Origin of the sequence: Streptococcus sp. 2579 (assembly GCF_013277195.1) — a bacterium.
Taxonomy (GTDB): Bacteria; Bacillota; Bacilli; order Lactobacillales; family Streptococcaceae; genus Streptococcus.
On record NZ_VMMM01000011.1, the window covers coordinates 15262 to 40479 of the forward strand.

Genomic DNA, 25218 nt, shown 5'->3' on the forward strand with positions numbered 1-25218 from the left:
ATTATCCGTATCATGCAACATACGGATAACCTCCAAAGAATATTTTTATATTATAGCAAAGCTTTAAATTGAATGTTAGAGTCTTGTTCAAAACAATCATCAAAACCACGTGGATGATGGTATTCTACTAAGTGTTGATCTTGAGGATAAGTGTACTTACCGCCAACTTCCCAGATAAATGGATGAAAATCGTATTGCAAGCGATCTTTTCTCATTTTCCAAAGTTCTAGAATCTCATTAGTAGAAGCCATGAAGTTAGACCAGATATCATAGTGAACTGGGATAATGACTTTAGCACGTAGATTTTCTGCCATACGAAGAAGATCGATAGAGGTCATTTTATCTTGGATACCTACCGGATTTTCACCATAGTTATTCAAAGCAACATCAATTTTAAAGTCTTTACCATGTTTTGCAAAGTAGTTTGAGAAGTGAGAATCTGCACCATGATAGATAGTTCCACCTGGTGTTTCAAAGACATAGTTAACAGCCTTTTGAGCCATTTCTTCATCTGTAACAGCTAAGCCGGCAAGTTCGCCACTTGTCTCATCAGCACCGTTCACTGGTAGAGTTACCAAGCAAGTACGGTCAAATGATTCTACTGCATGAATCTTCATATCTTTTAATTCGATAGTGTCACCTGGTTTAACAACGATGATACGTTCTTTTGGAACACCCCATCCTTCCCAGATTCGTCCACAGTGGTAAGGACCGATAAACTTAACATGCTCTAACTTAGGATTGTTGAGAATTGCTGCAGCTGTGTATGGGTCGATATGGTCACTATGGAAGTGTGAAACCAAGTAGTAGTCGAGTTCGTTGATAGCAAATGGATCAATAACCATTGGCTGAACACGCAAGTTTGGTTGCAACTTACGAACACCTGCCATATTTGCCATTTGATGCCCTCGAACCATATCTTTCACTTTTTTAGTTGATTTTCCACGATTTGACCAAAGATCCATAACAACGTTAGCACCACCTGGTGTCTTAATCCAAGTACCACAGTTGCCTAGCCACCACATGGCAAAGTTACCTTCAGGTACGACTTCTTCTTCGATTTCTTCGTTCAACCAGGTTCCCCACTCTGGAAAAGTAGCTAAAATCCATGACTCTCTTGTAATTTCTTTGACGTTTGGCATATGTTGCCTCCTTTGGATATAATTGTTATCTTTGAGATTAGTATACCACCCTTCAAAACACTAAAAAAGACCAAGAAAAACACAGGTTTGTGTTCATCATTGGACTGTCCTTCAAATATCTTCCAAAAAAGCTTGAACTACTATTTCTTGATTTATAAGTGTTTGAACCTCTTCTTGGAACTTACTAGCCAACTTGCTGTCTACAATATAAGACGAAATAAGACTAGAAAGATTTTCACTGAAACTTTTGCTCTCATTACGAAATATATTGTGTTTAAGATAGTCTAGCATTTTCAAAATATCTTCTGCTTCAAGGATAGGATTAACCCTTAAAATCGGAAATCTGCTATCCAAATCATCATTAGTAGTAATCACTACATCAACTTGTGCAATATCTTCCACACTCTTAAATTGTTCTGTTGTAAATACAGTGCCAATTTGCTCATTTGGAAAATAAAGTTTGCATTGTTTCAGCAAAAGTCTCGAAACCGCAACACCTTCATCACAAACGAGATAAACTTTTTTCATATTTTTTTGAGACGATGGTGTATACTTTAAAAATCCTCCAATATGAATCGTCAAATAGGCAATATCATCGTCTGTTAGCCGAATAAACCATGCTCCTTCTAAAATTTCCGCAGATTTTCTAGTGACTAAAAATAATTCTCCATACTTGGATCGAATTTGTTTTGTTAGAGGATTTTTAGAAAAAATACCGTAAGTCTTTCTAAATAACAAGGCTTTACAGTGGATCATCAAATTTCTTAACAAATCATCCTTGTTTTCAATCTCCATTCGGATTTGTGATTCAAAATACCAGATAAATTCTTCTAAAGCAAGTTTTAATTGCCGAAAATCATCACTTTCTGCATGAATATCCAAATCTTTACGATAGGAGAGGAGAAGAACAGCTACAAGAGAAACTTCAAGTTCTGACAAAGAAATTTCAAACTTTTGAAACAACCGTTCTCCTAATTTCTTAGACACCTGATACTCTATTCTTTTTCTTATCAAAGAAAATTCTTTCTCTATATCCTGATGTCTTTCTTGATACTGTTCAACATTATGACAGCTTAACAGCAAATAAGGTAGAACCTGCAACATAAAAGTTACTTCATGATGGTTTATTTTCTTCCCTAAATCTTGTTCAACTAAAGGAACCTGTTCCTTAAAAAATTGGTTCATTTCAACAGAAAGCAAACTCTCATCATCTAACCTCTCTTTCATCTTATCTTCTAAAATAGATACAAAAATGGCATTTTCTTCCATAAAAATATGATATAGAAGCGATTGAAGATACTGAATTTTATTAAGGGGGTGGGCATAAAGGTGGTATCCCTGTGACTTGCTCACTTGCAAGGTCACCTGATATTGTTCCAAAGTTAGTTGATAACGAATACTATTCAAATCATTGAGAACAGTATTCCTAGATACCTCTGTTAACTCCATCAATTTTTCAATCGTAATACGTTCTTTAGAGATACCTATCCATAGTAACATTATCATCATACGTTCATGCGCACTCATGATATAATCGTACGAATCTACTTCCGATAATAGTTCACAACAAGCATCTCTCTGCTCTTCCGTTAAGTGAATACCAATTCGTGGAATACTAATGATTTGAAGCGCCTCGTCACCCAGAGCAGCATTGATTTTGTCAATGTGATAATAAATTTTCCTTCTTGACTCTTTCAAATCTTTCGAAATTGCCATAATCGTTTTGGACGTTTCTTGATCCATCAAATATTGAAGCAAATCACAACTTGCCTTATCCAGTACCATATTTCATACTCCTCTACCAATCAACTGCCTTGAAAACAACTTTATAATAGTATCACATTCACTAACGCATTTCAATTATCAACAGTAGTCTCTTAATAACGAATATTTACAATTACAAAAGCGAGGCTGGGATCGAAAGGTCCTAGCCTCTTTTCAATTCAATTTCTTATTTCTTTTGACCGTAATAAGCATTTGGTCCATGCTTACGTTGGTAGTGTTTTTCTAGAATGTACTGGGGAGCAGGTTCAACTCTTGGATTGATTTGTTCTGTAAAGCGATTCATCTTTGATACTTCCTCTAGTACGACGGAGTGATAAATAGCATTCTCTGGACTTTTGCCCCAGGTGAATGGACCGTGATTGCGTACAACAATTCCTGGTACTTCAACCGGGTTAAGTCCGCGACGTTCAAACTCTTCTACGATAACCAGGCCGGTATCCTTTTCATAGGCCACTTCTACTTCGTCCTTGGTCAAACTACGGGCGCAAGGGATTGAACCGTAGAAATAATCTGCATGGGTTGTTCCGTAGAAAGGAATATCGCGTCCAGCTTGAGCCCAACCAACTGCTTCTGTCGAATGGGTGTGGACCACACTACCAATTTCTGACCAAGCCTTATATAACTGCACATGAGTTGGAAGATCAGAAGAGGGTCTTAAATCCCCTTCTAGGACCTTACCATCTAGATCAGTCACTACCATGTTTTCAGGTGTCAATTCGTCATAATCTACGCCTGATGGTTTGATAACAATGACACCTAGTTCGCGATTGACTTCAGATACATTACCCCAGGTAAATTTGACAAGTCCATGTTTCGGTAATGATTGATTGGCATCACAGACTCGTTTACGCATAGCATTGATTACTTGATTCATCTTACATCAAACCTGCTTTCTTAATTAGTGGGTAGAGAAAAGCTTGGGCCTCTTGAATAGCTGCGCGTGTTTCTTCTACAGTTTCACAATTTTCAGACCACATTTCGATTAGGAAAGGACCATTATAATTGGTTTGCTTTAAAATATCGAAAGCTTCTTCCCATTTGACACAACCTTGCCCAAAAGGTACATCTCGGAACTGGCCCCTTGAATTTTCTGTCACTGCATAAGTATCCTTGAGGTGGAGAGCTGCGATGGCATGATGGCCAAGATAAAATTCACTGTAGACATCATTATGCCATGCAGACACATTCCCAATATCTGGATAGACAAAGAGGTAGGGAGAGTCAATCTCTTTCTCTACAGCCAAATATTTTTCGATGCTATTGATGAAAGAATCATCCATAATTTCAATAGCAAGTACCACCTGAGCTTCTTCAGCCCAGTCACAGGCTTTTCTCAAATTTTTGATAAAACGTTGGCGTGTCTGGGGTGACTTTTCCTCATAGTAAACGTCGTAACCAGCTAGTTGAATCGTACGAACTCCCAAATCTTGGGCTAATTCAATACATTTTTTCATGAGTTCTAGAGATTTTTCCTCTAGAACTGGATCATTTGATCCCAATGGGTAACGACGATGACCTGAAAAACAGATCGAAGGAATACGAACGCCAGTTTCATAAATCGCTTTGACAACTTCCAAGCGCTCTTCCTTACTCCAGTCAAGTCTGGCTAAACGCTCGTCACGTTCATCAATAGACATCTCGACAAAATCAAAGCCTAACTCCTTAGCAAAATTTAAACGTTCTAGCCAAGTAAAGTGTGTCGGGGTTGCCTTTTCATAAATTCCAATTGGACGTACCATGGTTTACCCCCAAATTCGTTTGATTTCATCCTTGAATGCACGCGCTGCTCCTGCTGGATCCGCAGCCTCTGTAATTCCACGACCTGCGATAAAGGTAAAGACATCAACACCTTCAAAGAGTTTTAGAGTATCTACATCTAGACCACCTGTTACAGATACACGGAAGCCCATGTCAATGAGTTTTTTAACCTTATTAAGGTCTTTTTCACCCCAAGTTTCACCAGCAAGAAGAGCATCACGAGATTGGTGATAAATAGCTTGTGAGATACCTGCATCTAGCCAAAGCTGAGCTTGTTCAAAAGTCCAATCGCCATAAAGCTCGATCTGGATTTCGCCTCGTTCTCCTCGTTCAGTCTTGATAGCCTTTAGAGCTGCTTCCATAGTAGGGATGGTTGCACAACAGATACAAGTCATCCAGTCTGCTCCACGAACCGCATTATTTTTAGCAACTGTTCCACCAGCATCAGCACATTTTGTGTCTGCCACAATAATCTTATCTGGGAAAAGGCTACGCAAGACTTCAACCAGTTCACTTCCAACTTGAAGCAAGCAAACAGTTCCAGCTTCGATAATATCTACTTCCTGACCAACAGAAACAGCTGCTTTAATCGCTCCTTGCAAGTCTGAATGATCTAATGCAACTTGTAAATTAGGTATTCTTTTTGTCATTTCTTTATTCCTCTTTCTAACTTTCCAAATCCAATCCTTCGAGATAAGGGCTATCCTTAGATTCTTCAATCATAGCCAAGACATCTTCTTTAGTCTGGCAAGCCTGTAAACGTGCAATAGAATCTTCTAATTCAAACAGGGCAATGATTTGTGGAATGGCTACACTTGTGTGAATTTTTGAGCTTGTTGCTGCTAGTGCCAACAAAACAGATACCTCTTTCCCATCTGAAAATACAACAGGATTTTGTAAGGTAATCAATGAAAAGGCATCACTTTGCACACCCGCTTCAGGTCTAGCGTGGGGCATAGCCATACCTGGCATCAAGATATAGTAAGGGCCATACTCTTCAGTCGATTCAATGATAGCATCGTAATACTCTGGCAAAATTGCCCCACTTTCAATCAAGGGATCTACTGCTACCTTGACTGCTTCTTTCCAATCGTGAGCCTCTAAACCTAGTCGGATCGAGTCATTGTCAATTAAAGCTTGTTTTAAATTCATATCTGCCTCCTTTATTTAAAGAGGGAGAAGGACAGAAACGATAACTCTCAGTTTCTGTCCAGCCCCCTCCAACCTTTTACTGTAGTGCTTGACTGAGTTTTTCAGTGATTTCTTTATCATCCATCAAGTTGTCAAGCCCAATTAACTTCCCATTAGTTCGCCCTTCCAATTCTTGAATCAAATGAAGAGAAGCGATTACGATGTCATATCCTGCTGCTAAACCTTTAGCTTCACCGACACTGCATGAATTGACTGTAAAATCTGTTTGATTAAGCTTACGGAGAGCATTTTCAACCTTCATCTTGATAACCATTGATGAACCCATTCCATTTCCGCACGCTGCTAATACTTTAACCATTTTATTCTCCTTTTCTAAATACTAAGCTTCTTCTTGAACTTCACCGTTGTAATATTTCTCTTTATCTTTTGCTTTGGCAAATTGAAGTTGAGGAATAACAAGCAAGAAGAGACACACAAGTACATAACCAATAATACCAAGGTATTTGAAGATATATCCAAATCCAAGCCATGGGAATTCAAAGTCGATATTTCCATGGTAACCACCATAAGATGCTAAATCAAGAAGAGCTACACAGAGAGCTCCTAAAGCAACTTGGAGAACACCTGAGATGAAGGATAGGATAACAGCCGCTTTCCATCCGCCGCGTTTATCAGCGTAGACCGCAATGGCTGCATTGTCAAAGAACACTGGTACAAATCCTGTAATAATAAGAATCGGATTTTTAAAGACGATGAGCAAGACAATTGTGATCAATTGACCAATCAAACCAAAGGCAAATCCTGACAAGACAGCGTTTGGAGAACCAAATCCATAAGAAGCTGCAACGTCAACCGCTGGGAATGAACCTGGCAACAATTTGTTTGAAATACCTTGGAAGGCGTTTGTCAACTCAGATACGAACATGCGGACACCTTGCATCAAAACGAACAAGTAAACTGAGAAGGTAAAGGCTGTTTGGATAATGTACATAAAGAAATCTTGTTTAGCAGGATTGAATAGAGTTCCTGAAGTGATGACTTCTTTATTAGACATAATGTCTGGACCCAAGATTAAAAGAATGGCTCCAAAGAAAACGAGCATCAAGGTAGCAGATGCAACAACTGTATCGTGGAAGATTGAGAGAAACTTAGGTAATTTAAGATTATCTAAACTTTCTTCTTTCTTACCAAAGCGTCCTGCTATTTTATCTACAAACCAGATTGCAAATTGTTGTTGGTGACCAATCGCAAACCCACCACCACCAGTCAAGCGTTGAGTTGCTTCAACAGTCATATTTGAACTAACCGCCCAGTAAAGTCCACAGATGATACCAATCGCTGCTGTACCGTAAGCATTGCGCAATTGTGGTACTAAGAATAGAACCATAAGAGATACTGTTGCAGCTTGTTGTACCATGATGTGACCAGTAATAAAGAGGGTTCTTACCTTCGTAATCTTGCGAAGAGCTACGAGCAAGATATTTATTCCGAAACCAATCAATAGAGCTGTAGTTGCAGTTCCAACAAAATCTGGAAACTCTGCTGCAATTTTGTTGTTTGCTGCAGCAAGTCCAAAGTAAGGGTCGATAACCGCTGCACCAATTTGGAATTTGTAGTTAAGGGCTGCTAAGATCGGACGGAAGGTTGTAACCAAACCACCCGCACCCACGTTGAGCAACATATACCCTACTGTTGCTTTAACAAACCCTGAGAAAACGTCATGGGCAGGTTTTTTCAAAAGTGCGTATCCTACCAACACCAATAAACCTACGAAAAATGCGGGATTCTGCAAAATATTGCTAGAAAACCAATTTAGAACACTTGAAATGACTTCCATAATTGTTCTCCTTTTGAATTGTTTTTGTAGGTTTATTATATACTTTGAAAGCGTAAACAAAAAGACCAAGAATTACACAGCGGACTGTTCACTCTTGGACTGTATGATTTATGATATTTTACGGATTATCTAATTTTCTTGTAGCTAAATAATAGGGAAGAATTTTAGCATAAGATTTCAATAGACCTTCTACGATTTCTTCTTCAGATAAATTTGCAGTCACAGGAACATCTGCCTTCACTAAAACTTTGCGAACTTCCTGATGGGATAGTTTTTCTCTTAACACTTGGCGATTTTCCTCAGTAGCCTCCCACCGTTGACTTTCCCCATTTGAATAAACTAGATAATAAATTCCTTCTACCACCGGAACTTCTAATAACTTGGCTTGTTGCTCCAAGGTTTGCTCATCTTTCTTGCGCTCTATGAAACTGACTTCCAAAGAAATCCCAAAGTCAGCAGGTGTTCCATACAAACGAAGAGCCATCATAGGTTCTGTCACTTTCCCCTCACGCTGTAGATAAACCCAAAAATGTGGTCGTAAACGCTGCGCTTGATTCATCCACTGACTGGTCTGTTGGAGTTGCCATTCTGGATGACTTATCTGAAATGCTTTAGCCAGTTCTGTAAAAGCTTTTCGAGCCTCTTGGCCTTTATGGCGCAATTCCAGCATTTTTTCTCGTTCTTCCCCAACTTTATCTGGATTACGGTACTGCAAACCCGCAAAGTCTAGATAGTCTCTTATCTCATTCAACATCCATTTAACCTCCTCTAACTAGCAAAAAATCAGGATAAACCTGATTTTACTTATTCTGTATCTACAACGACATAGCGATTTGGCTCATCACCTTCAGAGTAACTAGTCACGCCATCCATACGCGAAATAATACGATGGATAATCTTGCGTTCGCTATTTGACATTGGATCTGTCTGATGACTGTGCCCTTCTTCTAAAACACGAGTCGCCAATTTTTGCGCATAGGTCTGCAAGACTTCTGCACGGTGTTCAACATAATCATTGACATTAATAGTGATGTAGAAAGTTCTTGAATAGCGATTGTAAAGATAATTTTGAGCCAATAGTTGCAAGGCCTTCAAAACTTTACCATGGTAACCGATAATACGCCCTGGTTCGTTGGTGTCAATTTGTAGATTGATGCTACGACGGTTATAATCATTTGAAAGTGTGGCTTCAACATCCATGTCATCCACAATCGCTTGAACATAGGCAGTCACATCCGTAGCCACCTGGGCAATATCGAAGCTCGGTTCAACTTTCAAGCCCATCTCTGTCAAGTCTTGATTTTCAGTTTGGTCTTGCTCAGTTTCAAGGTCATCAGCGCACGCTTCTTCCCTCATCGCTTCCTCGATTTGAAGTTCATTTAAAATCTCAATGTGACCAGTTTCTTCTAAGATAGTGCTGGCATGTCTTTCATGTTTTAAGATTTCAGCCTTGACTTCATCAGAAATACCTTGACCTTCCTCTTCAATCTTTTTAATCGCCTCTACAACATGACCCAAATCAACAGTTGCTTCACTGACTGTTTTAACAGGCTCATTCAAATCATTGATTTTTTTCGGAACACCTTTTACTGCCTGTTGGTTTGCTTTGACAACAGTCGTTTCACTAATCGCTTCAATATCCACTTGGGCTGGTTTTTTACCAAATAAACCAAGAAAGCCTTTTTTCTCACGAGAAATGACTTTAATATGTGCCTTCTTCCTTGGAATATCTAATTCTTTCAATCCTTTCTGGATTGCTTCTTCAACAGTTGAACCTGTAAATACTACCATTACCAGATTCCTCCTTATTATTTCGTTTTCTGAGCCTTTTTCTTGGCTTTTCTTTTTCTATTTTCCAAATCTTTCTGTGCCTGAACTACGGCCTCGCGCTCTGCGATAATCTTGAATGGATTGTTCAAGAAATAGGTTTGCAAGACTTGATAAGCATTGGACACTGTCCAGTATAGAGCGACTCCACCTGGCGCATAAACTGCAAAGATAAAAATTAAGACTGGAATCCCATACATCATCGCCGTCGTAGCTCCATTACGCTCAGACAAGGCTTTATTGGATAACCAAGTACTTAAAAAGGTAAATACAGCTGCTAAAATCGGAAGAACAAGGGTTGTATCCACACCACCAAGGTTAATCCATAAGAAATGACCTGTCTTTAAAAAATCAACTCTTGATAGGGCTTGGAACAAGGCCAAGATAAGCGGCATCTGAATCAAAATCGGCCAAAGAGAATCTGACTGTCTGACACCCATTTCTTTAAAGACTTTACGCATTTCTTGCTCTAGCTTGGTTCTGCTTTCCATATCTCGACCTGGATATTGTTCTCGCAGCGCCTTAATGCGTGGTTGAGCTTCCTGCATTTTTCTAGAAGCCACCATTTGCACTTGAAAGACTGGCAAGAGCACCGTACGAATCAAGATTGTAAAGAGAATAATCCCTACTCCGATACTAATATCAAATGATAAAAAGCGAATGACCTCTGCAAAGAAGTAAACCAATTTACTCCAAAAATCAGCCGAATCGGCTGTAATATCACTAGTTGCCCCATTAGTCGCACAGGCTGTCATGATCAATAGAGACAGACCTAACAAACTAGTCAGCTGTAGTTTCTTTTTCACTCCCATTTCCTTCCTGGTAAATCTTTGATAACTTTAATACGTGGAGTAGATTTTTCTCCATCTCTGCGTATTCCAAGATTTCGACCCCTTTCCGAGCAATGACAACAAAGTCTACATCTTCTACCAGACTCCCTTTTGCATTCTGGATAATATGTCTAATTCGTCGCTTGATTTGATTTCTAGTGACGGCATTCCCCAGCTTTTTGCTAACTGATAGACCTACTCGAAAATGGTTTTTCTGGTTTTCTAATTGGTAGACAACAAATTTGCGATTAGCAAAACTTGTCCCTTCCTTGAAAATTGCCTTAAAATCTTTCTCTCTTTTTACACGAAAGTTTTTCTTCAAAACTCAACTCCATCTATTAAATTACTACTATTATACCATATTTTTCAAAAAAGCCAATCATAGCAAGGTTTTGGACAATTTCATCAGAAAAAGGAGCCGGAAAATCTCTTTCCCAACTCCTTGTCCTAAATATTTTTTCTAGTTTTACTTATTTTTTCAAGCGTTCAACATCACGGGCAATGACCAATTCTTCATCTGTTGGAATAACCAATACACGGATCTTCGCTGCATCTGTTGAGATGTCTCCTGTCACACCAAAGACGTTCTTTTCTGGGTCAACATCACAGCCAAACCAAGAGATACCTGAGATAACATCTTCACGTACATCGGTTGCATTTTCTCCTACACCCGCTGTAAAGATAATAGCATCTGCTCCGTTTAGGACTGCGAGGTATTGACCGATATGTTTTTGGATACGATCAATATAGATTTCATAGGCCAAGGTAGCATCATGATCTCCTGCTTCTTTCGCAGCAATCACATCACGCATATCACTAGATTTACCTGAGACACCCATAAGCCCTGATTCACGATTAAGGACGCGACTAATGTCTTCAGGCGTGTTAAAGTCCTCTGTATATTGCATTAAATAAGGAATAATAGCTGGGTCAATATCTCCTGTACGAGTACCCATCATCACACCACCAAGTGGAGTGAAGCCCATTGAAGTATCGACAGATTGACCACCTTTAACGGCTGTAATAGAAGCACCATTACCGATGTGGCAAGTAATCAATTTCAAATCCTCTAATGGACGTCCCAATAGTTTTGCAGCTTCTCCTGCTACAAACTGGTGACTTGTCCCGTGGGCACCGTATTTACGAACCTTGTTTTCTGTGTAATATTTTGTTGGTAGAGGGTAGCGATAAGCTTTCTCTGGCATAGTTGTGTGGAATGAAGTATCAAAAACAACTACACTCGTAATGTCTGGCAACAATTCCTTGAAGGCACGAACACCTGCTGCATTAGCTGGATTGTGGAGAGGAGCCAACAAACTCAACTCTTCAACTTTTTCTAAAACATCTCCCTCAACAACTGTTGATTCTTTGAAATATTCTCCACCTGCAACAACACGGTGGCCAACACCTGTAATCTCATCATAAGCCTTGATAATATCGAAACGAATCAAGTCATCCAATAAGATTTTAACAGCTTGTGTATGATTTTCGATATCTAAAATTTGTTGTTCAGAACGGCCATCAAATTTTACAGTTGAAATTGAATCTTGCAAACCGATACGTTCAATCAAGCCTTTCGCCAATACTTTTTCTTCTGGCATTAAGTATAATTGCCATTTCAAACTTGAACTTCCTGCATTGATTGCGATTGTTTTTGTCATAACATGATACCCCTTTTTAAGCGTTTTCATCTATTATAACAAAATCTATTTTATATTTCAGTACCTTGAGTCCATTTTTGAAAATTTTCTTTAAATTTCATTAAAACACTTGCATCTTGCAAACTAGCAAGTGGATAAACAAAGGGTTCTACTGCTATTTCATTTTTCTTCTGTAAGATAAAAATAGTCTTAGATTGTTTAGAACTGGCAAAGAGATTTTCAGGTAAACTAATCATAGCAACCAGACTTGCTTCTTCTTTCAACCAGCCTTTCAACAAGTCACTTTGAGGACTGGTCAACAAATCACTCGGAGCGAGAAAAATAGCATATCCATCTGACTTGAGGTACTTAAGCCCTTGTTCCATGAGCAAGTGATGGGCGTAAGTATGTTCTTGACTAGAAGCAACTTGATGGCGCGACGCAACGGCATCATCAGGATAATAGCCGACAGGCAAGTCGCTGATGACCACGTCGCTTTCTTTGAGCATTTGTGGACGAACAGCATCTCCTTGGACAAAGCCAGCCTGCAAACCAATTACATCTGCCATGCTTGCTGCCAAATCAATCAGCAAATCATCCACTTCCATTCCCAAGTAATCCACCTTTTTATCAAGCGAGGTCAAGAAAGTAGCGCCTAGAATTCCCATCCCGGAACCCATTTCGAGGATCGTAATCTCCTTCTCTTTAAACAGCTCTTCCACAATAAACACCAAAAGTAAAGCAATGGTATCTGGTGTAAACTGGTGATTGGCCTGTAGGGGCTCTGTCTGCCCAGCCTTCATCAAGAGAAACTGGTAGGTCTTGAGCCATTCTTCTTTGCGAAGCGCTAAGCGTTTAAGGGCATGATTGTTCTCCTTGACCTGCTCTAACTCAGTCTCACAATCCAGATAGATGCTGTTTTGCTCCACCAAGGCGTCATAAAAGTTGGTCGCCAAATCACTTTGGATGACTTGGACATTCTCTAGTAAATAGGTATAAGCTTGTTCAATTTTTTCAAAATCCATATTCCTATCTTATCAAATTTCCCTTCTTTTTTCCATCCTTATAGAAAAATCACTCCCTGACTAGGCGAGTGATTTTTGGGCTACTGTTAAAAAGAGTTCTGAGTAATTTCCTTGAAACAGGTCTTTAGCACTGTAAAGAATCTGACTATCAATGCTCGAAAAACCAAACTGAGCTAGCTTGTTTTCCAGTTCAGCTAAATCAAATCCATGATGGTTAGCTTCTGTCTTGGTAAAATCAGCAAGTAGGAGTTGCCCATCTTCCTTCAAATGTTGATGAAATAGTGAGAGAGCCGCATCCAAATCAGGCATATGGTGAAGAACCCGACAAACAACAATGAGATCAAACCCTTGCTCTAAGGGGTTTTCCAGTAAATCTTGCTCCAAAAACTGGATATTCTTGATGTCTTGCTGCTCCGCTTTCAAACGAGCTTGCTCCAGCATTTTCTCCGAAATATCCACCAATGTTACAGACTTAGCCTGCTTGGCTAGGGGCAAGGTTAACAGACCCGTCCCTCCACCAAAATCCAAAATTTCTTTGTCTGATAGAAGATCAATCTGTTTCTCGACTGCTTGACAAACCAAGTTTGCAAGGAAGATATTTTTAGGGGAATCAAAAGTTTCTGCTTTGTGGTTAAAATCATGTTTCATGCTTTTAGTTTAACACAAAGTAGCTTGGTTGGCTAGGAATTCCCTTTCTTTTCAGGCTTCTCTTCTGATTTTTTCTTCTCCACTTTTTCGCTTGAATCGGTCGCTACCTCTTCCTTTTTATCCTTTTTCTCTTCTTTGATTTTGACTGAAGGAAAGATGAATTCATATTGTCTCTTAGGCGTACGAACCCTTGTCACCAAGTTTGTTTTCTTGTTTTGATAGCTTACCTGACCCAGATTAAAGACCTGTTCCCCGCTTTCTTGCTCGGCTTTATCCTTGGTTCGTTTAGCCATGGCAAAAGCAACCAATTTTTCTTTATTCAAAGCATAGTCTTGATAGTGGGCAACTTGTCGGTTCAAGTAAAATTGTAACAAAAGACTAAAGATAGCTGCCATGGTGACTGCATAGAGGAGAACCCCTGCCTTAACTTTCTTCTTTTTCCACACGATAGATGAACTCCCTTTCTAAGCCTTTTTGGAACTGGAAACGAAAACGAACCAGTTGATTGTCCTCTGTAATCTGCGCAGATTTGAGTCCATAAACCATAGGCTGATAACCCCGTCCACTGGCATCGGTTTTCCGAAAATCATCTGATTTTGACTTACCTATCGCAATTTCCTTGCCATCCTGCTTCATATAAATACGATTGCCCTCCACTTTTTCAAACTGCGAACGGTCTAATTCTGCCTCCAACTGGTCCACAAACAGGAGCCACTCCTTTTGCTCGCTTTGTTGCTGGTAGCGAACTTCTGAAATGAGGAGCTGACTCATGGCTTGAAAGAGGAGTAAGCTTCCACTGATGACAATAAGAGCAATAAGGGATTCCAACAAGGTGAAAGCCTTGACCTTATGGCTCTTTGATAGCCAACAACTGTTCTGAACCATGATAAACCTCCAATCCCTTTTCACTAGAAAACACCTGAATCTCCACTCCATTTATGTTTACCTGATTTTGACCTGTCTGCAGAGCCATCTTAGCGACACGCACAACTTCTTCTTTCTGCAAGATTTTTGCTTCTTCTTGCCTATTTTTTTGAATTTGTCCCAAAAGGAGGGTCGCAATGCTAGCAAAAATAGCTAGAGCGACTACTGCTTCCAGTAAAATCACTGCCCTAATTTTTTGTTTCCTTAATGCGTTTAATTTTTCCATTTCCTAAATATAATTGATAGCGAATCGCTCCTTTACTGGTCTGAAATTCAACCTTAGCCAGAGACGAATTGCCCCCAGCTCGGTCAAATGTGATACTTTGTCCCGATGGTGCTTGAATTCCTTTAGGAACTGTCAGCTTTTGACTGCCATTGCTAATGGTCTTTCCGTCTATGCTCAAACTTGTCTTTTGCTGACTAGCTACACTGCGTTTTTGAGTTTCCCGATAAAGTTCTTCAAACTCCATAAAGAAAATCTGCTCCTCTACTGCTGCAAAAGTGGACTGAACAGAACCAGACAATCCCAAGGCAAGGATACTCACAAGACCCAAAACCAATAGACTTTCCAGCATGGTAAAGGCCTTAATCATTGACTTTACGATTTGCTCCTCCGTTTTTAGTATAGTATTCATTATAGGCTTTAGCCTGTTCAGAAGTAATACGCCCATCTGCTTGTAACTTGCTTAGGCTAGCATCTTCATTTTTATCCAAGCTATAAAGCTCTGCCTGGCTTTCTACCACCTTAACAACAGCAGCTTTTCCTTTGTCGTTGACAGCCTCTTTTTGCTTGGTCAGATTAGGTACAAAGAGCAAGAGAAGCACGCTGATGATTAAAAGGACCACTAACATCTCTACCAGAGTGAAAGCTTTAACCTTAGCTTTTTTCAAGAATGTCATCATTTTTTTCATGTTAAAAATTTACCTCCATATTTTGATACATGGGAATGAGCATTGCCGCATAAAGTAAAACGATAATCAGAGCCACAAAGATAAAAACCAGTGGCTGCACCAAATTCATGGTGCGATTGACTCGGGTAAAAAAGGCTTCCCAAGTTTTTTCAGCATAGATTTCCAACTCACTACCCAGCTTGGACTTGACTTCCCCATACTCGATGATGAGACTCAACTCCTTTTTAAAGAAAGGATAGGTTCCTATCGTCTGAGAAAATTCACGGCCATTTTGTAGGGACTGAGCCAAATCTTGACCGATTTCTTTAAAGAGCTGGGAACCTTGTTCCTGCATGATTTGAAAAATCTGCGTCAGCTCCATTCCCTGCGAAATCATATTCCCCCATTCACGCGCATAATAGGCTGTCAAATAGGTCTGCACAAAGATTCCAAGAAAGGGAAGGCGTGCTAGGATAGAAAAGACACGCATCTTAGAACTTCTTTTATAAAAAGTGAGTGCTAAAAGGACACCTACTGAAACAAACCCTACCATTCCTAGAAAAATTTGTGGCAAATTACCGATAATCTGAGTGGCGATATTACTACTATCCAGTTGTGGTAGTAGGTAGTTCCGTAGCCCCAGCATGATTAAGAGAAGAAAACCCAGCAAAATCAAGGGATAGGTCGCCACTTCAATTAATTTTTTCTTGACCTTGGCCAGATTGTCTAGATATTCTTCTATCTTTCCCAAACTCAGGTGGAGATTTCCATGGACTTCCGCTAGGGATAACTGAGTGACAATGGCACTTGAAAATCCCAAACTTTCCAGCATTTCTGAGAATGATTTTCCCTGAGACAATCCCGCACGCATCTGAGTCACACACTGCTTGTCCAATAAGGCACTCCTATCTAAAAAGGAGATGGTCTCCACCAGATGAAAACCGCTGGAAAAGAGATTATTAAATAAGGTGATGATATTTTTTTGCTTAGCTGTAGCTAATTTTTTCCGTTTCAGCCTGAAGACTTGTGATATGTCCATCTTTAAGAAGCTGGTCAATCTGTTCATTCCAGCTAGATGGCTGGTGTTCTTGATAGTCTTTATTTGCAAAGTCAACGATTCCTCCTCCCCCGATTAATCTCTGATAGCAGACTCCTTGCAGAACGACTGCCAATTCCTCCTCACTCACACCCAACTCCAGCAGGCGTTCATAAACACCTCGGATACTCTTGGCATGAATGGTTGAAAAGACTGTCGCCCCTGTCAAACTGGCTCTGACCACTGCACGCGCCGTCTCGCTGTCCCGAATTTCTCCGATAATCAAGAGATCAGGACGATGCCGTAGGGAAAGCTTAATCAGATTTTCATAGGTCAGTCCGATTGCTTCATTTAGCTGCAACTGGAGCATGTCGCCCTGCTTGATTTCTACAGGATCTTCAATGGACATGACTTGCTGTCCTTTAAAGAGAGATTTAGCCAATTCATGCATCAAGGTCGTCTTGCCACTTCCGACTGGACCAGCAAAAAGATAAAGTCCCCGTTGCCTATACTGCTTGCCCAATTCTTCAATATCCTGAAACCAAAAATGCAAGTCCTGCTCCTCATCATGCAACAAGCGAATGACTAAACTCTCCTGCCCTCGATAATCGCCTACAGTAGATAAACGTAGGGACGCCATCTTCTGGTCATATTCATAATCACAGGAACCCAGTTGACTACGTCGCTTTTCTCCCACATTCATACCTGCCACAAACTTAAAGTGACTGATGACGGCCGCAAATTTTTCAAAATCATAACAACCGATTTTACAGCGCTCGTCTCCTACCCTCATATGAAGCTCATAGGCATCTAACTTGGGGACAAAATAAATATCCTGCGCCCCTTTTTTCCGAGCCGAACGAATGATTTCTTGTGCAATTTCTTGAACCATACTTACCTCCTCACCTAAACTATTCGCAAAGATTTGGGAAAATAAAAAAAGCAACTCCAAAAAAGTTACTTTTTCTCTATTTTAATTTCATACGGCAAGAACGGTGCCTTTCCTTACCTGTTTGTTTTTCATAGCCTGGGCGTAGTTTTTCATCTGGAATAACCTGCTCATCCTGCAAAAGAGCCAAAGAATGGTATTGTTGTAAATACTCGTCACATTCATCACACCAGCGTTGGTCTTCTGGATCCCAAAAAATGGTCATCAAATCACTTCTACTTTTATAAAGAGGAGATTCTCGTTCCAATCTAAACCAGCAAGTTTTGTAGTATTTGAGAGCATCATAATACTGGTCAAATTTCTTACTTGCTACAATATCTTCTTCCCAACCTTCTAAGAACCACCACGGTTCAAAATCTCCGTACATTTCTATAACACGATACATATTCATTCATTCCTTTGTACCGTATATTATAACCAATTCCGCTAAACAAGGAAAGAAATATGCTCATTGCTTATTTTTCAGATAAAAAATCCAGCCATCCTATGATGGCTGAATTTCTATTTGCTTATGTTCCAAAATGTTTTTACTACTTAAGCTTCTGAAATATCGTTTTCGATGATGACCTTAATGGCATGGTGGTCTGCTGCCTTACTGAAAACTTCATAGGCTTTTTCAATTTCACTTAGTTTGAAATAATGAGTTACCAATTTTTCTGGTTCAATCTTATGACTTTCAAGAGCTTTCAACAATTGTGGAGTGGTATTTGTAGATACCAAACCAGTTGTTACATTGATGTTACGAATCCAAAGTTTATCCAAATCGAATTCAACTGGTTTACCATGCACACCACAGTTGGCAACCGTTCCGTCTACACCGATAATCTTTTGACAGAAATCAAATGTTGCAGGAATACCAACAGCTTCGATAGCAACATCTACCCCACGGCCATCTGTCAAATCATAAATTTCTTTAATGGCTTTTTCAGGGTCTGAAGAATTAATCTTATGAGTCGCACCGAATGATACAGCAGTTTCCAAGCGGTTATTGTCTAAGTCCACCATCATCAATTTAGCTGGTGAATAGAATTGAGCTGTCAAAAGAGCTGCTAAACCAACTGGACCTGAACCAATAATGGCTACGCTGCAACCAGGTTCTACTTTCCCTTTTAAGACACCAATTTCATATCCAGTAGGCAGAATGTCTGATAGCATAACCAAGGCTTCATCTGACAAGGCTTCTGGAGTGTGGTAAAGAGTGTTATCTGCATGAGGGACACGTAGATACTCAGCCTGCATACCGTCAATCAAGTGACCGAAAATCCAGCCCCCTTCGTCTTCACAGTGGGCATAAATTCCTTTTTTACAGTAGTAGCATTTACCGCAGGCACAAACACAAGAAATCAAGACCTTATCGCCTTTTTTGAAGTTAGAAACTCCTTCCCCAACTTCTTCAACAATCCCAATTCCTTCGTGACCAAGAATGGTACCACTTTGACAAGCAGGAACATCCCCTTTGATAATATGGAGGTCTGTTCCACAAATAGTGGTTTTTACGATACGCACAATAGCGTCTGTTGGCTTGCGAAGCACTGGTTTGTCAACGTCAACAAAAGAAGCAAGTCCTGGTTTAACATAAGTATAGGCTTTCATAAAGCACTCCTCCGTTTTTTTATTTGTATTATTTATAATGTAATTGTAAACCTTTTCAATTGCTTGTTCAAGATTTTTTGTGATATTTTTAACTTTTTCATTTACCGGTAAAGCAATATAGATAAAAAAGCAGAAGCTAATCTCTAACTTCTGCTTTCTCTCTTATGCTTGATAACGTTTCACACCGTCTAGGTAGGTTGCTACCAATTCCAAATCTTTATCTAATACGATAAAGTCTGCATCATATCCTTCACGAATTTGTCCACAGACATCATCAATATTAACAGATTTTGCTGGGTTAAGGCTAGCCATCATGACCGCTTCGTGTGGATTTGCAATACCCCACTCGACTACATTTCTCATACCATCTTTAAGTTTGAGGATAGAACCTGCCAAATTACCAGTAGATTTGAGACGTGCAGTTCCATTTGCTACTACAACAGGGAATTCTCCCAACATATAGTCACCGTCTTCAAGCCCACCAGCTGTCATACAGTCCGTAATAAGAGCGATGTTTTCTGTCCCCTTTTGCTTAAGTAAAATCTCACAAGCTTTTGGATCTACGTGATAACCATCACAAATCAATTCTGCGTAAGTATGTGGGAGCTCATACATAGCTCCTACCATACCTAGTTCGCGGTGTGTTAAACCACGCATCCCATTATAGGCATGTACCCATACACTAGCTCCAGCATCAACTGCCTTCTTAGCTTGTTCAAATGTCGCATCTGAGTGTCCAAGTGCAACTGTCACACCTTCACCTGTAATAGTACGTACAAAATCTTCCACCCCATCACGTTCTGGTGCAATAGCGATTTTATTTAGCATCCCTTTTGCAGCATCTTGCCAAGAATGAAACTCCTCAACACCCGGGTCTCTCATATAAGTTGGATTTTGTGCCCCCTTAAAAGTTTCTGTGAAATATGGACCTTCATAATAAATCCCACGAATCTTAGCACCTGTTGCTTCTTTATAATGGTTTCCGAGATTTTCAGTGACTGCAAGCAATTGCTCATAAGTGGCTGTTAAAGTTGTTGGCAAGAAACTGGTAACACCGGTACTAAGAAGTCCTTCACTCATAGTATGCAATGTACCTTCAATGTTGTTGTCCATCACATCTACACCTGCATATCCATGAATATGAGTATCCACAAGACCTGGTGCAATGCTATAACCTGTATAGTCAATCACCTCAGCGCCTTCAGGAATCTGCTCGACATGTTTTCCAAACTTGCCATCAACAAGTTCTAAGTACCCACCGCGACGAATGCCAAATGGATAGAAAAACTGATCCGCTTTAACGTAATTAGGCATAATAATGACCTCCTTAAAAGATTACTTTTGATATTTATTATGTCAATTACATTATAAACCTTTCTGATTCATTTGTAAATGGTATAGACCTATTTTCTAGAGATATTTTAAAAGAGCTGGATTTCTCCAACTCTTCTCTTTTTAATACAAGTTATTTTGATTTGACTGGCTTGTCTTGAGCTGTTTGCAAGGCTGTGGCAATGGTATCTGCATACAATTTTGCTCCTGCTTCAATAGTGCTAGTGTCACTTCCGAAATGGGCTTGGTCTGTTCCTGCCCAAATTTCTGGATGCTCTTTCGCAACTTGATTCCAATCTGCTATCGTGATGTAAGGTGTCTTCTCTGCCAATTCTCTCATATAGGCAGCAGCCTTCTCAACGATGGCATAGGTCTCTTTTGTCTTATCCCCCTCATAAGGAGTCACTAAAATCATATGATGGCCCTTAGGAAGATTTTTCACGATACTGTCCCAATCTTCCTTGTAATTTTCAGGATTATTTACCCCTGTTGCAATGACCACCATCTTAGGTAAAAATTTATTCTGGCTATTATTTAGCATGATTTCATCGGCATTCTTGGTTGTTCTGCTGACTTGCGCGTTAATCTGTGCTCCAGGAAGGGCTGTCTGTAGTGCTGTATTTGCCCTTAAAGCCACCGAGTCACCAATTAACATAGTGCCATCAGCAATTCCTAAACTATCAGCTTCTGCTCGTTCTGCCATCACCTTGGTCTGACCAATATTTGTTGCAGCTTGCTTCAAACCATTGACAGTCAAATCTGTCTCAAAAGCTCCCACTTGTGGTGCCAACAAAGTCACTAAGAGGACAATGAAGGCCAAGATTCCTGTACTTGTTGCAAGAATTGCGTGAATATAAGGCAGGGGACGAAGAGTTTGTAAAACAGGTGTGTTCTTGCCTGCAATCCACGGCTCCAATACATAAAATGAAAGACTGGCAAATCCATAAGAAAAAATCAAAGTTAATAACACAGCAAGAAGATTTGATGTCAACTGTGAGAAAATGATATAGAAAGGCCAATGGAAGAGATAAACTGCATAGCTAGTATCCGCTAAAAAACTAATAATCTTTGGTTCCTGTACGTTAGGAGTCTTTTCATGTAAGACACGCGCAGCCAGAATCATAGTAAGGGCTGCAAGGCTGGCAAGCAAGAAGCCAATAAGATAGGCAAAGAGATAGGTAAATTTGACAAAGAAGGTCAAAATGAGTAAGAAGCCAAAACCTCCTCCAAAAACCAACAGGGTCTTGCGTAAATCCCAGATTTTATCCAACTGCTTGATGAGGGAAGTCGTCTGACGAACCCCTACAATCGTTGCTAGGATACTTCCCAAAAAGAATGGATAGACATGAGTTAAACTGGAGAAGTAAACAGAGGAATAAGAGGTCACTAGAAAACTACCAATAAACATGGAGAAGAAACTAATCAAGAAGGCAGCAGCTGATAAGAGAAAAACCATCCCTCTCAACTGACCATTTGACCTAGACTGCTTGGATAAGAACCAAACTGCCAAGCCCCAGAGGATATAGTAGTGCACCTCAACAGCCAAGCTCCAATTATGAACAAACAAATGTGGAATGAACTGAGATTCATAACTCCCACCTGTTAGGAGTTCATAGAAATTGGTCATAAATCCTAAGACACCCGCAATCTGACCCCCAATTCCAGCCACATAATCTTGCCGAACTAGGAAGGTAAAGGGCATGGTCACCAAGACCATCAAAACCACAGGTGGCACAATCCGATAAAAACGCCTCCTAAAAAATCCAAGTAAATCAATTTCATGATTTTTAGAAAATTCTTCGATGAGTAGAGCTGTAATCAGAAAGCCTGAAAATGTGAAAAAGACATCTACCCCGAAAAATCCTCCAGGAAAGATGGTCTGAAAGAAATGATACAAGAGTACCAAAAGTAAACCTGTAATCCTAATCAAGGAAAACCATTTAATGCGCATACGAGTTTATTCTTCCTTTCGTTATACACTTTATTCTATCAAAAAAAGAAGAAAAATCCTAAGAGAAAACTTAGGATTTTTAGCTTATATCTATTCCGTTTTAGAAATTACGGCCTGATTTATTATAGCCATATTTTTCAACAAAATACTCACGGAATTCCAAGAGATTGTCATCCATGATGGCTTGGCGTACTTGCTTCATCAGGTTAAGCAAGAAGTAAAGATTGTGGTAGCTAGTCAAGCGGATACCAAAGGTTTCATCAGCCTTGAGCAGGTGACGAAGATAAGCGCGTGTATAGTTCTTACATGTGTAGCAATCACATTCAGGATCCAGTGGTGTAAAGTCCTCAGCAAACTGGGCATTTTTGACAACCAAACGTCCTTGACTGGTCATACAAGTCCCGTTACGAGCGATTCGAGTCGGCAAGACACAGTCAAACATATCCACCCCACGAATCACCCCATCAATCAAGCTATCTGGCGCTCCCACACCCATCAAATAGCGAGGTTTGTTTTCAGGTAGCAGTTGGGTTGTGAAGTCCAAGACAGCATTCATCTCTTCGTGGGTTTCTCCCACTGCCAAACCACCAATAGAGTAACCTGGGAAGTCCATGCTGACAAGGTCATGAGCCGATTGGCGACGCAGGTCTTCAAATCCTGCCCCCTGCACAATCCCAAATAACCCTTGGTCATGCGGACGACGGTGAGCCTTCAAACCACGCTCAGCCCAACGACTGGTACGCTCGATTGATTTCTTAACGTAATCGTAAGGTTGATAAAACTGAGGACATTCGTCAAAGGACATCATGATGTCTGAGCCCAGATTATTCTGAATAGAGATAGCTTTTTCTGGCGATAGGAACATCTTGGAACCATTGAGATGGTTTTTAAAGGTTACTCCTTCTTCTGTGATATTACGGCTATCTGCTAAGGAATAAACCTGAAAACCACCACTATCTGTCAAAATAGGCTGGTCCCAATTCATGAACTTGTGGAGACCACCAGCGCGTGCAATGAGTTCATCTCCAGGGCGAAGCCAGAGATGATAAGTGTTTGACAGGATAATTCCCGAACCCATCTCCTTCAATTCTTCAGGTGACTGAGTTTTGACAGTGGCTTGTGTTCCAACTGGCATAAACATAGGTGTCGGGAAGGTGCCGTGAGGAGTGATGATTTCTCCCAGACGAGCTCCTGTGTGTTTTTCTTTCTTAATCAAACGGTATTTGATTGGTGAATCTGACATTTTTTACCTCCGAAGCTGGGAAAGACAGTCCCAGTTCATACTTTGTGCCCAAGGGCATACTGTATGATTTTATCAAAAAAAGCCGGAACTGTCACGAACTATGGTATAATAAGAGAATGAACTATCCAAAAATTGATTTAAAAACAATTCGTCAGGAGTCAAAACATTTTCAGGCTGACACCCCCCGTCTCTTTCTCCTCTATATCCTTCCCAGTATGCTGGTCATCTTATCTGGTTTTCTTAATCCCTTAGAGCGTATCAACGAGTCTATTTTAGAGCAATCCTTTTTAAGCGTGCTTGGTCATGTATTCCAAGCCTACCTTTTTCCACTATTAGTCTCCTTTATCGGAACAATACTTCTAACCAGTTCAGTTTATACAACTCTGAAACTCATCAAGAATCCAGATACAGAACTATCCGTCAAAAATAGTCTGGCTCTATTTGACGAAGAGCACTTTTCACAAACCTTTTTGACCCTCCTTCTCAAACGTTTCTCTCTCTTTTTATGGAGCATTCCTAGCTTGCTTGGAATTTACTTTCTTTTTTACAGTAGCTTTCTAGCAAAGAAATTCATTGTCCTTCATCCTGAGTTTCCCAATCTGGATCTCACGTCAATTGAAACCGAACGCTTCCTCATGACCTTTGGTCTCTACTTTCTAGCAAGTGTCCTCTTGATGATTGTCGGAAATAGTCTCTATATTCCACAATACTATGCCTATTCACAGGTAGAATTTCTCCTCTGTGACACTCTAGACTTAGGACAAGCCAAACCAGGACAAATCCTAAAAACCAGCCGTTTCCTGATGAAAGGCTACAAATTTCAACGCTTTATTCTAGACCTACAACTCCTTCCTTGGTACTTCCTCAATTGGATTACCTTTGGGATTGCTAGTTTCTCACTCCTACCCTACATTCAAATCAATAAAATAATTTTCTACCGATCTATACTGGCTCAAAAACGTCCAAAAGCTTGAAGGTTTTCCCTCAAGCTTTTTTCTATCAATGAGTTTCTCCGCCTACCAACTTGAGGTCCTGATCTCCATGTTCGATAATGGCGCCGATTGCCGCTTCTATCCCTCGCCTAATATCCACTAAACTCATAGCTGGAGTAGTCGGTCGATTCACCACCTGTTCCATCATATAAGGAATATGCATAAAACCTGCCTTAATATGTGGAAATTTCTTTTCTACCAAATAGAGGACCTGATACATCAAATGATTGCAGACAAAAGTCCCTGCCGTATTGGAAACAGAGGCCGGCAAGCCCTCTTTTTTTATAGCTTGGACCATCGCTTTAATCGGCAGACTACTAAAATAGGCAGGAGCACCATCTGGACGAATAGGAAGGTCAATCGGTTGATTACCTTCGTTATCCGGTATGCGTGCATCGTCTTGATTAATGGCCACTCGCTCGGGTGTCAAGCTAGTTCTTCCACCAGCTTGGCCGATACAAAGGACAAAGTCAGGTTGATAACGAATCAGTTCTTCTTCCAATACTTGGGCCGATTTGTGAAAGACTGTTGGCACTTCTAACCAACGGACCTCAGCACCATGGATTTCAGCTGGTAAACCTTTAATGGCCTCCAAAGCTGGATTAACCTTTTCACCTCCAAAGGGCTCAAAGCCTGTCACTAATACTTTCATTTCTAACTCCT

The 25218-nt window shown here is 40.2% G+C and carries 29 protein-coding genes; 1 reads left to right on the forward strand and 28 read right to left on the reverse strand.

Annotated elements, in window-relative coordinates; translation table 11 throughout:
• Positions 1–50: 50 nt before the first annotated feature.
• The 27 genes from ulaG to tgt form a co-directional block, all read right to left on the reverse strand.
• Positions 51–1142, reverse strand: coding sequence for an L-ascorbate 6-phosphate lactonase (gene ulaG / locus HT725_RS06405; protein WP_173253247.1), 1092 nt, complete (start codon positions 1140–1142; stop codon positions 51–53).
• A gap of 111 nt (positions 1143–1253) precedes the next feature.
• On the reverse strand, positions 1254–2927 hold the full coding sequence (locus HT725_RS06410) for a transcription antiterminator (protein ID WP_173253248.1): 1674 nt from the start codon (positions 2925–2927) through the stop codon (positions 1254–1256).
• A gap of 166 nt (positions 2928–3093) precedes the next feature.
• On the reverse strand, positions 3094–3801 hold the full coding sequence (locus tag HT725_RS06415) for an L-ribulose-5-phosphate 4-epimerase (RefSeq protein WP_173253249.1): 708 nt from the start codon (positions 3799–3801) through the stop codon (positions 3094–3096).
• Position 3802: 1 nt separating this feature from the next.
• On the reverse strand, positions 3803–4666 hold the full coding sequence (locus HT725_RS06420) for an L-ribulose-5-phosphate 3-epimerase (protein ID WP_173253250.1): 864 nt from the start codon (positions 4664–4666) through the stop codon (positions 3803–3805).
• A 3-nt stretch (positions 4667–4669) separates the two neighbouring features.
• Positions 4670–5335, reverse strand: coding sequence for a 3-keto-L-gulonate-6-phosphate decarboxylase UlaD (locus tag HT725_RS06425; RefSeq protein ID WP_042516260.1), 666 nt, complete (start codon positions 5333–5335; stop codon positions 4670–4672).
• Between the two features lie 16 nt (positions 5336–5351).
• Positions 5352–5837: a PTS sugar transporter subunit IIA gene (locus HT725_RS06430; RefSeq protein ID WP_001049924.1), complete on the reverse strand. Its 486-nt coding sequence runs from the start codon at positions 5835–5837 to the stop codon at positions 5352–5354.
• Between the two features lie 76 nt (positions 5838–5913).
• On the reverse strand, positions 5914–6195 hold the full coding sequence (locus HT725_RS06435) for a PTS sugar transporter subunit IIB (RefSeq protein WP_000241466.1): 282 nt from the start codon (positions 6193–6195) through the stop codon (positions 5914–5916).
• Positions 6196–6216: 21 nt separating this feature from the next.
• On the reverse strand, positions 6217–7674 hold the full coding sequence (locus HT725_RS06440; RefSeq protein ID WP_173253251.1) for a PTS ascorbate transporter subunit IIC: 1458 nt from the start codon (positions 7672–7674) through the stop codon (positions 6217–6219).
• A gap of 118 nt (positions 7675–7792) precedes the next feature.
• A complete protein-coding gene (locus HT725_RS06445) occupies positions 7793–8428 on the reverse strand; it encodes a ribonuclease P (protein ID WP_173253252.1) in 636 nt (211 codons plus the stop codon).
• Positions 8429–8478: 50 nt separating this feature from the next.
• The gene (gene jag / locus HT725_RS06450; protein WP_173253253.1) at positions 8479–9465 is read right to left on the reverse strand and encodes an RNA-binding cell elongation regulator Jag/EloR; all 987 of its coding nucleotides are present in this window, start codon (positions 9463–9465) and stop codon (positions 8479–8481) included.
• Between the two features lie 17 nt (positions 9466–9482).
• Positions 9483–10307 (reverse strand): membrane protein insertase YidC, encoded by an 825-nt coding sequence (locus tag HT725_RS06455; RefSeq protein WP_345890542.1) that lies wholly within the window; start codon positions 10305–10307, stop codon positions 9483–9485.
• Entirely contained in the window at positions 10282–10653 is a 372-nt protein-coding gene (gene rnpA, locus HT725_RS06460; RefSeq protein ID WP_173253255.1) for a ribonuclease P protein component, read from the reverse strand. The genes HT725_RS06455 and rnpA overlap by 26 nt, the downstream gene beginning before the upstream one ends.
• A 148-nt stretch (positions 10654–10801) precedes the next feature.
• Positions 10802–11992, reverse strand: a complete 1191-nt coding sequence (locus HT725_RS06465) for an acetate kinase (protein WP_173253256.1) — start codon at positions 11990–11992, stop codon at positions 10802–10804.
• 50 nt (positions 11993–12042) lie between these two features.
• The gene (locus tag HT725_RS06470) at positions 12043–12996 is read right to left on the reverse strand and encodes a class I SAM-dependent methyltransferase (protein ID WP_173253257.1); all 954 of its coding nucleotides are present in this window, start codon (positions 12994–12996) and stop codon (positions 12043–12045) included.
• A 60-nt stretch (positions 12997–13056) separates the two neighbouring features.
• Positions 13057–13644 (reverse strand): class I SAM-dependent methyltransferase, encoded by a 588-nt coding sequence (locus tag HT725_RS06475; protein ID WP_173253258.1) that lies wholly within the window; start codon positions 13642–13644, stop codon positions 13057–13059.
• Between the two features lie 32 nt (positions 13645–13676).
• Positions 13677–14090 (reverse strand): competence type IV pilus minor pilin ComGG, encoded by a 414-nt coding sequence (gene comGG / locus HT725_RS06480; protein ID WP_173253259.1) that lies wholly within the window; start codon positions 14088–14090, stop codon positions 13677–13679.
• Positions 14068–14529, reverse strand: coding sequence for a competence type IV pilus minor pilin ComGF (gene comGF / locus HT725_RS06485; protein ID WP_173253260.1), 462 nt, complete (start codon positions 14527–14529; stop codon positions 14068–14070). Before comGF ends, comGG begins: the two co-directional genes overlap by 23 nt.
• The gene (gene comGE, locus HT725_RS06490; RefSeq protein ID WP_071478895.1) at positions 14492–14794 is read right to left on the reverse strand and encodes a competence type IV pilus minor pilin ComGE; all 303 of its coding nucleotides are present in this window, start codon (positions 14792–14794) and stop codon (positions 14492–14494) included. Before comGE ends, comGF begins: the two co-directional genes overlap by 38 nt.
• The gene (gene comGD, locus HT725_RS06495; RefSeq protein WP_240147371.1) at positions 14757–15161 is read right to left on the reverse strand and encodes a competence type IV pilus minor pilin ComGD; all 405 of its coding nucleotides are present in this window, start codon (positions 15159–15161) and stop codon (positions 14757–14759) included. Before comGD ends, comGE begins: the two co-directional genes overlap by 38 nt.
• Complete coding sequence (gene comGC, locus HT725_RS06500; protein ID WP_173218185.1) at positions 15154–15480, reverse strand: competence type IV pilus major pilin ComGC; 327 nt, start codon at positions 15478–15480, stop codon at positions 15154–15156. The genes comGD and comGC overlap by 8 nt, the downstream gene beginning before the upstream one ends.
• A 1-nt stretch (position 15481) precedes the next feature.
• Positions 15482–16498, reverse strand: a complete 1017-nt coding sequence (gene comGB, locus HT725_RS06505) for a competence type IV pilus assembly protein ComGB (protein ID WP_173253261.1) — start codon at positions 16496–16498, stop codon at positions 15482–15484.
• Positions 16446–17387 (reverse strand): competence type IV pilus ATPase ComGA, encoded by a 942-nt coding sequence (gene comGA / locus HT725_RS06510; RefSeq protein ID WP_173253262.1) that lies wholly within the window; start codon positions 17385–17387, stop codon positions 16446–16448. The genes comGB and comGA overlap by 53 nt, the downstream gene beginning before the upstream one ends.
• A 76-nt stretch (positions 17388–17463) precedes the next feature.
• Entirely contained in the window at positions 17464–17829 is a 366-nt protein-coding gene (locus HT725_RS06515; RefSeq protein ID WP_173218179.1) for a DUF1033 family protein, read from the reverse strand.
• A gap of 149 nt (positions 17830–17978) precedes the next feature.
• The gene (locus tag HT725_RS06520; RefSeq protein WP_173218177.1) at positions 17979–19037 is read right to left on the reverse strand and encodes a zinc-dependent alcohol dehydrogenase family protein; all 1059 of its coding nucleotides are present in this window, start codon (positions 19035–19037) and stop codon (positions 17979–17981) included.
• A 162-nt stretch (positions 19038–19199) separates the two neighbouring features.
• Complete coding sequence (gene nagA, locus HT725_RS06525; protein ID WP_173253263.1) at positions 19200–20351, reverse strand: N-acetylglucosamine-6-phosphate deacetylase; 1152 nt, start codon at positions 20349–20351, stop codon at positions 19200–19202.
• A 151-nt stretch (positions 20352–20502) separates the two neighbouring features.
• Entirely contained in the window at positions 20503–22320 is a 1818-nt protein-coding gene (locus tag HT725_RS06530) for an acyltransferase family protein (RefSeq protein WP_173253264.1), read from the reverse strand.
• 100 nt (positions 22321–22420) lie between these two features.
• The gene (gene tgt / locus HT725_RS06535; RefSeq protein ID WP_001285237.1) at positions 22421–23563 is read right to left on the reverse strand and encodes a tRNA guanosine(34) transglycosylase Tgt; all 1143 of its coding nucleotides are present in this window, start codon (positions 23561–23563) and stop codon (positions 22421–22423) included.
• Positions 23564–23679: 116 nt separating this feature from the next.
• On the opposite strand from tgt, the gene HT725_RS06540 reads away from it, so the two are divergent.
• A complete protein-coding gene (locus HT725_RS06540; RefSeq protein ID WP_173218172.1) occupies positions 23680–24537 on the forward strand; it encodes a DUF975 family protein in 858 nt (285 codons plus the stop codon).
• 25 nt (positions 24538–24562) lie between these two features.
• Here HT725_RS06540 and pcp read toward each other — a convergent pair whose 3' ends face one another.
• Positions 24563–25207: a pyroglutamyl-peptidase I gene (gene pcp / locus HT725_RS06545; RefSeq protein WP_173218170.1), complete on the reverse strand. Its 645-nt coding sequence runs from the start codon at positions 25205–25207 to the stop codon at positions 24563–24565.
• Between the last annotated feature and the right edge of the window lie 11 nt (positions 25208–25218).

Excerpts from the sequence above, each read along its gene's own strand:
- ulaG (WP_173253247.1), bottom strand. The coding sequence starts at position 1,142 with ATGCCAAACGTCAAAGAAATTACAAGAGAGTCATGGATTTTAGCTACT.
- HT725_RS06410 (WP_173253248.1), bottom strand. The coding sequence starts at position 2,927 with ATGGTACTGGATAAGGCAAGTTGTGATTTGCTTCAATATTTGATGGAT.
- HT725_RS06415 (WP_173253249.1), bottom strand. The coding sequence starts at position 3,801 with ATGAATCAAGTAATCAATGCTATGCGTAAACGAGTCTGTGATGCCAAT.
- HT725_RS06420 (WP_173253250.1), bottom strand. The coding sequence starts at position 4,666 with ATGGTACGTCCAATTGGAATTTATGAAAAGGCAACCCCGACACACTTT.
- HT725_RS06425 (WP_042516260.1), bottom strand. The coding sequence starts at position 5,335 with ATGACAAAAAGAATACCTAATTTACAAGTTGCATTAGATCATTCAGAC.
- HT725_RS06430 (WP_001049924.1), bottom strand. The coding sequence starts at position 5,837 with ATGAATTTAAAACAAGCTTTAATTGACAATGACTCGATCCGACTAGGT.
- HT725_RS06435 (WP_000241466.1), bottom strand. The coding sequence starts at position 6,195 with ATGGTTAAAGTATTAGCAGCGTGCGGAAATGGAATGGGTTCATCAATG.
- HT725_RS06440 (WP_173253251.1), bottom strand. The coding sequence starts at position 7,674 with ATGGAAGTCATTTCAAGTGTTCTAAATTGGTTTTCTAGCAATATTTTG.
- HT725_RS06445 (WP_173253252.1), bottom strand. The coding sequence starts at position 8,428 with ATGTTGAATGAGATAAGAGACTATCTAGACTTTGCGGGTTTGCAGTAC.
- jag (WP_173253253.1), bottom strand. The coding sequence starts at position 9,465 with ATGGTAGTATTTACAGGTTCAACTGTTGAAGAAGCAATCCAGAAAGGA.
- HT725_RS06465 (WP_173253256.1), bottom strand. The coding sequence starts at position 11,992 with ATGACAAAAACAATCGCAATCAATGCAGGAAGTTCAAGTTTGAAATGG.
- HT725_RS06470 (WP_173253257.1), bottom strand. The coding sequence starts at position 12,996 with ATGGATTTTGAAAAAATTGAACAAGCTTATACCTATTTACTAGAGAAT.
- HT725_RS06475 (WP_173253258.1), bottom strand. The coding sequence starts at position 13,644 with ATGAAACATGATTTTAACCACAAAGCAGAAACTTTTGATTCCCCTAAA.
- comGF (WP_173253260.1), bottom strand. The coding sequence starts at position 14,529 with ATGGTTCAGAACAGTTGTTGGCTATCAAAGAGCCATAAGGTCAAGGCT.
- comGE (WP_071478895.1), bottom strand. The coding sequence starts at position 14,794 with ATGGAAAAATTAAACGCATTAAGGAAACAAAAAATTAGGGCAGTGATT.
- comGD (WP_240147371.1), bottom strand. The coding sequence starts at position 15,161 with ATGATTAAGGCCTTTACCATGCTGGAAAGTCTATTGGTTTTGGGTCTT.
- comGC (WP_173218185.1), bottom strand. The coding sequence starts at position 15,480 with ATGAAAAAAATGATGACATTCTTGAAAAAAGCTAAGGTTAAAGCTTTC.
- comGB (WP_173253261.1), bottom strand. The coding sequence starts at position 16,498 with ATGGACATATCACAAGTCTTCAGGCTGAAACGGAAAAAATTAGCTACA.
- comGA (WP_173253262.1), bottom strand. The coding sequence starts at position 17,387 with ATGGTTCAAGAAATTGCACAAGAAATCATTCGTTCGGCTCGGAAAAAA.
- HT725_RS06515 (WP_173218179.1), bottom strand. The coding sequence starts at position 17,829 with ATGTATCGTGTTATAGAAATGTACGGAGATTTTGAACCGTGGTGGTTC.
- HT725_RS06520 (WP_173218177.1), bottom strand. The coding sequence starts at position 19,037 with ATGAAAGCCTATACTTATGTTAAACCAGGACTTGCTTCTTTTGTTGAC.
- nagA (WP_173253263.1), bottom strand. The coding sequence starts at position 20,351 with ATGCCTAATTACGTTAAAGCGGATCAGTTTTTCTATCCATTTGGCATT.
- HT725_RS06530 (WP_173253264.1), bottom strand. The coding sequence starts at position 22,320 with ATGCGCATTAAATGGTTTTCCTTGATTAGGATTACAGGTTTACTTTTG.
- tgt (WP_001285237.1), bottom strand. The coding sequence starts at position 23,563 with ATGTCAGATTCACCAATCAAATACCGTTTGATTAAGAAAGAAAAACAC.
- HT725_RS06540 (WP_173218172.1), top strand. The coding sequence starts at position 23,680 with ATGAACTATCCAAAAATTGATTTAAAAACAATTCGTCAGGAGTCAAAA.
- pcp (WP_173218170.1), bottom strand. The coding sequence starts at position 25,207 with ATGAAAGTATTAGTGACAGGCTTTGAGCCCTTTGGAGGTGAAAAGGTT.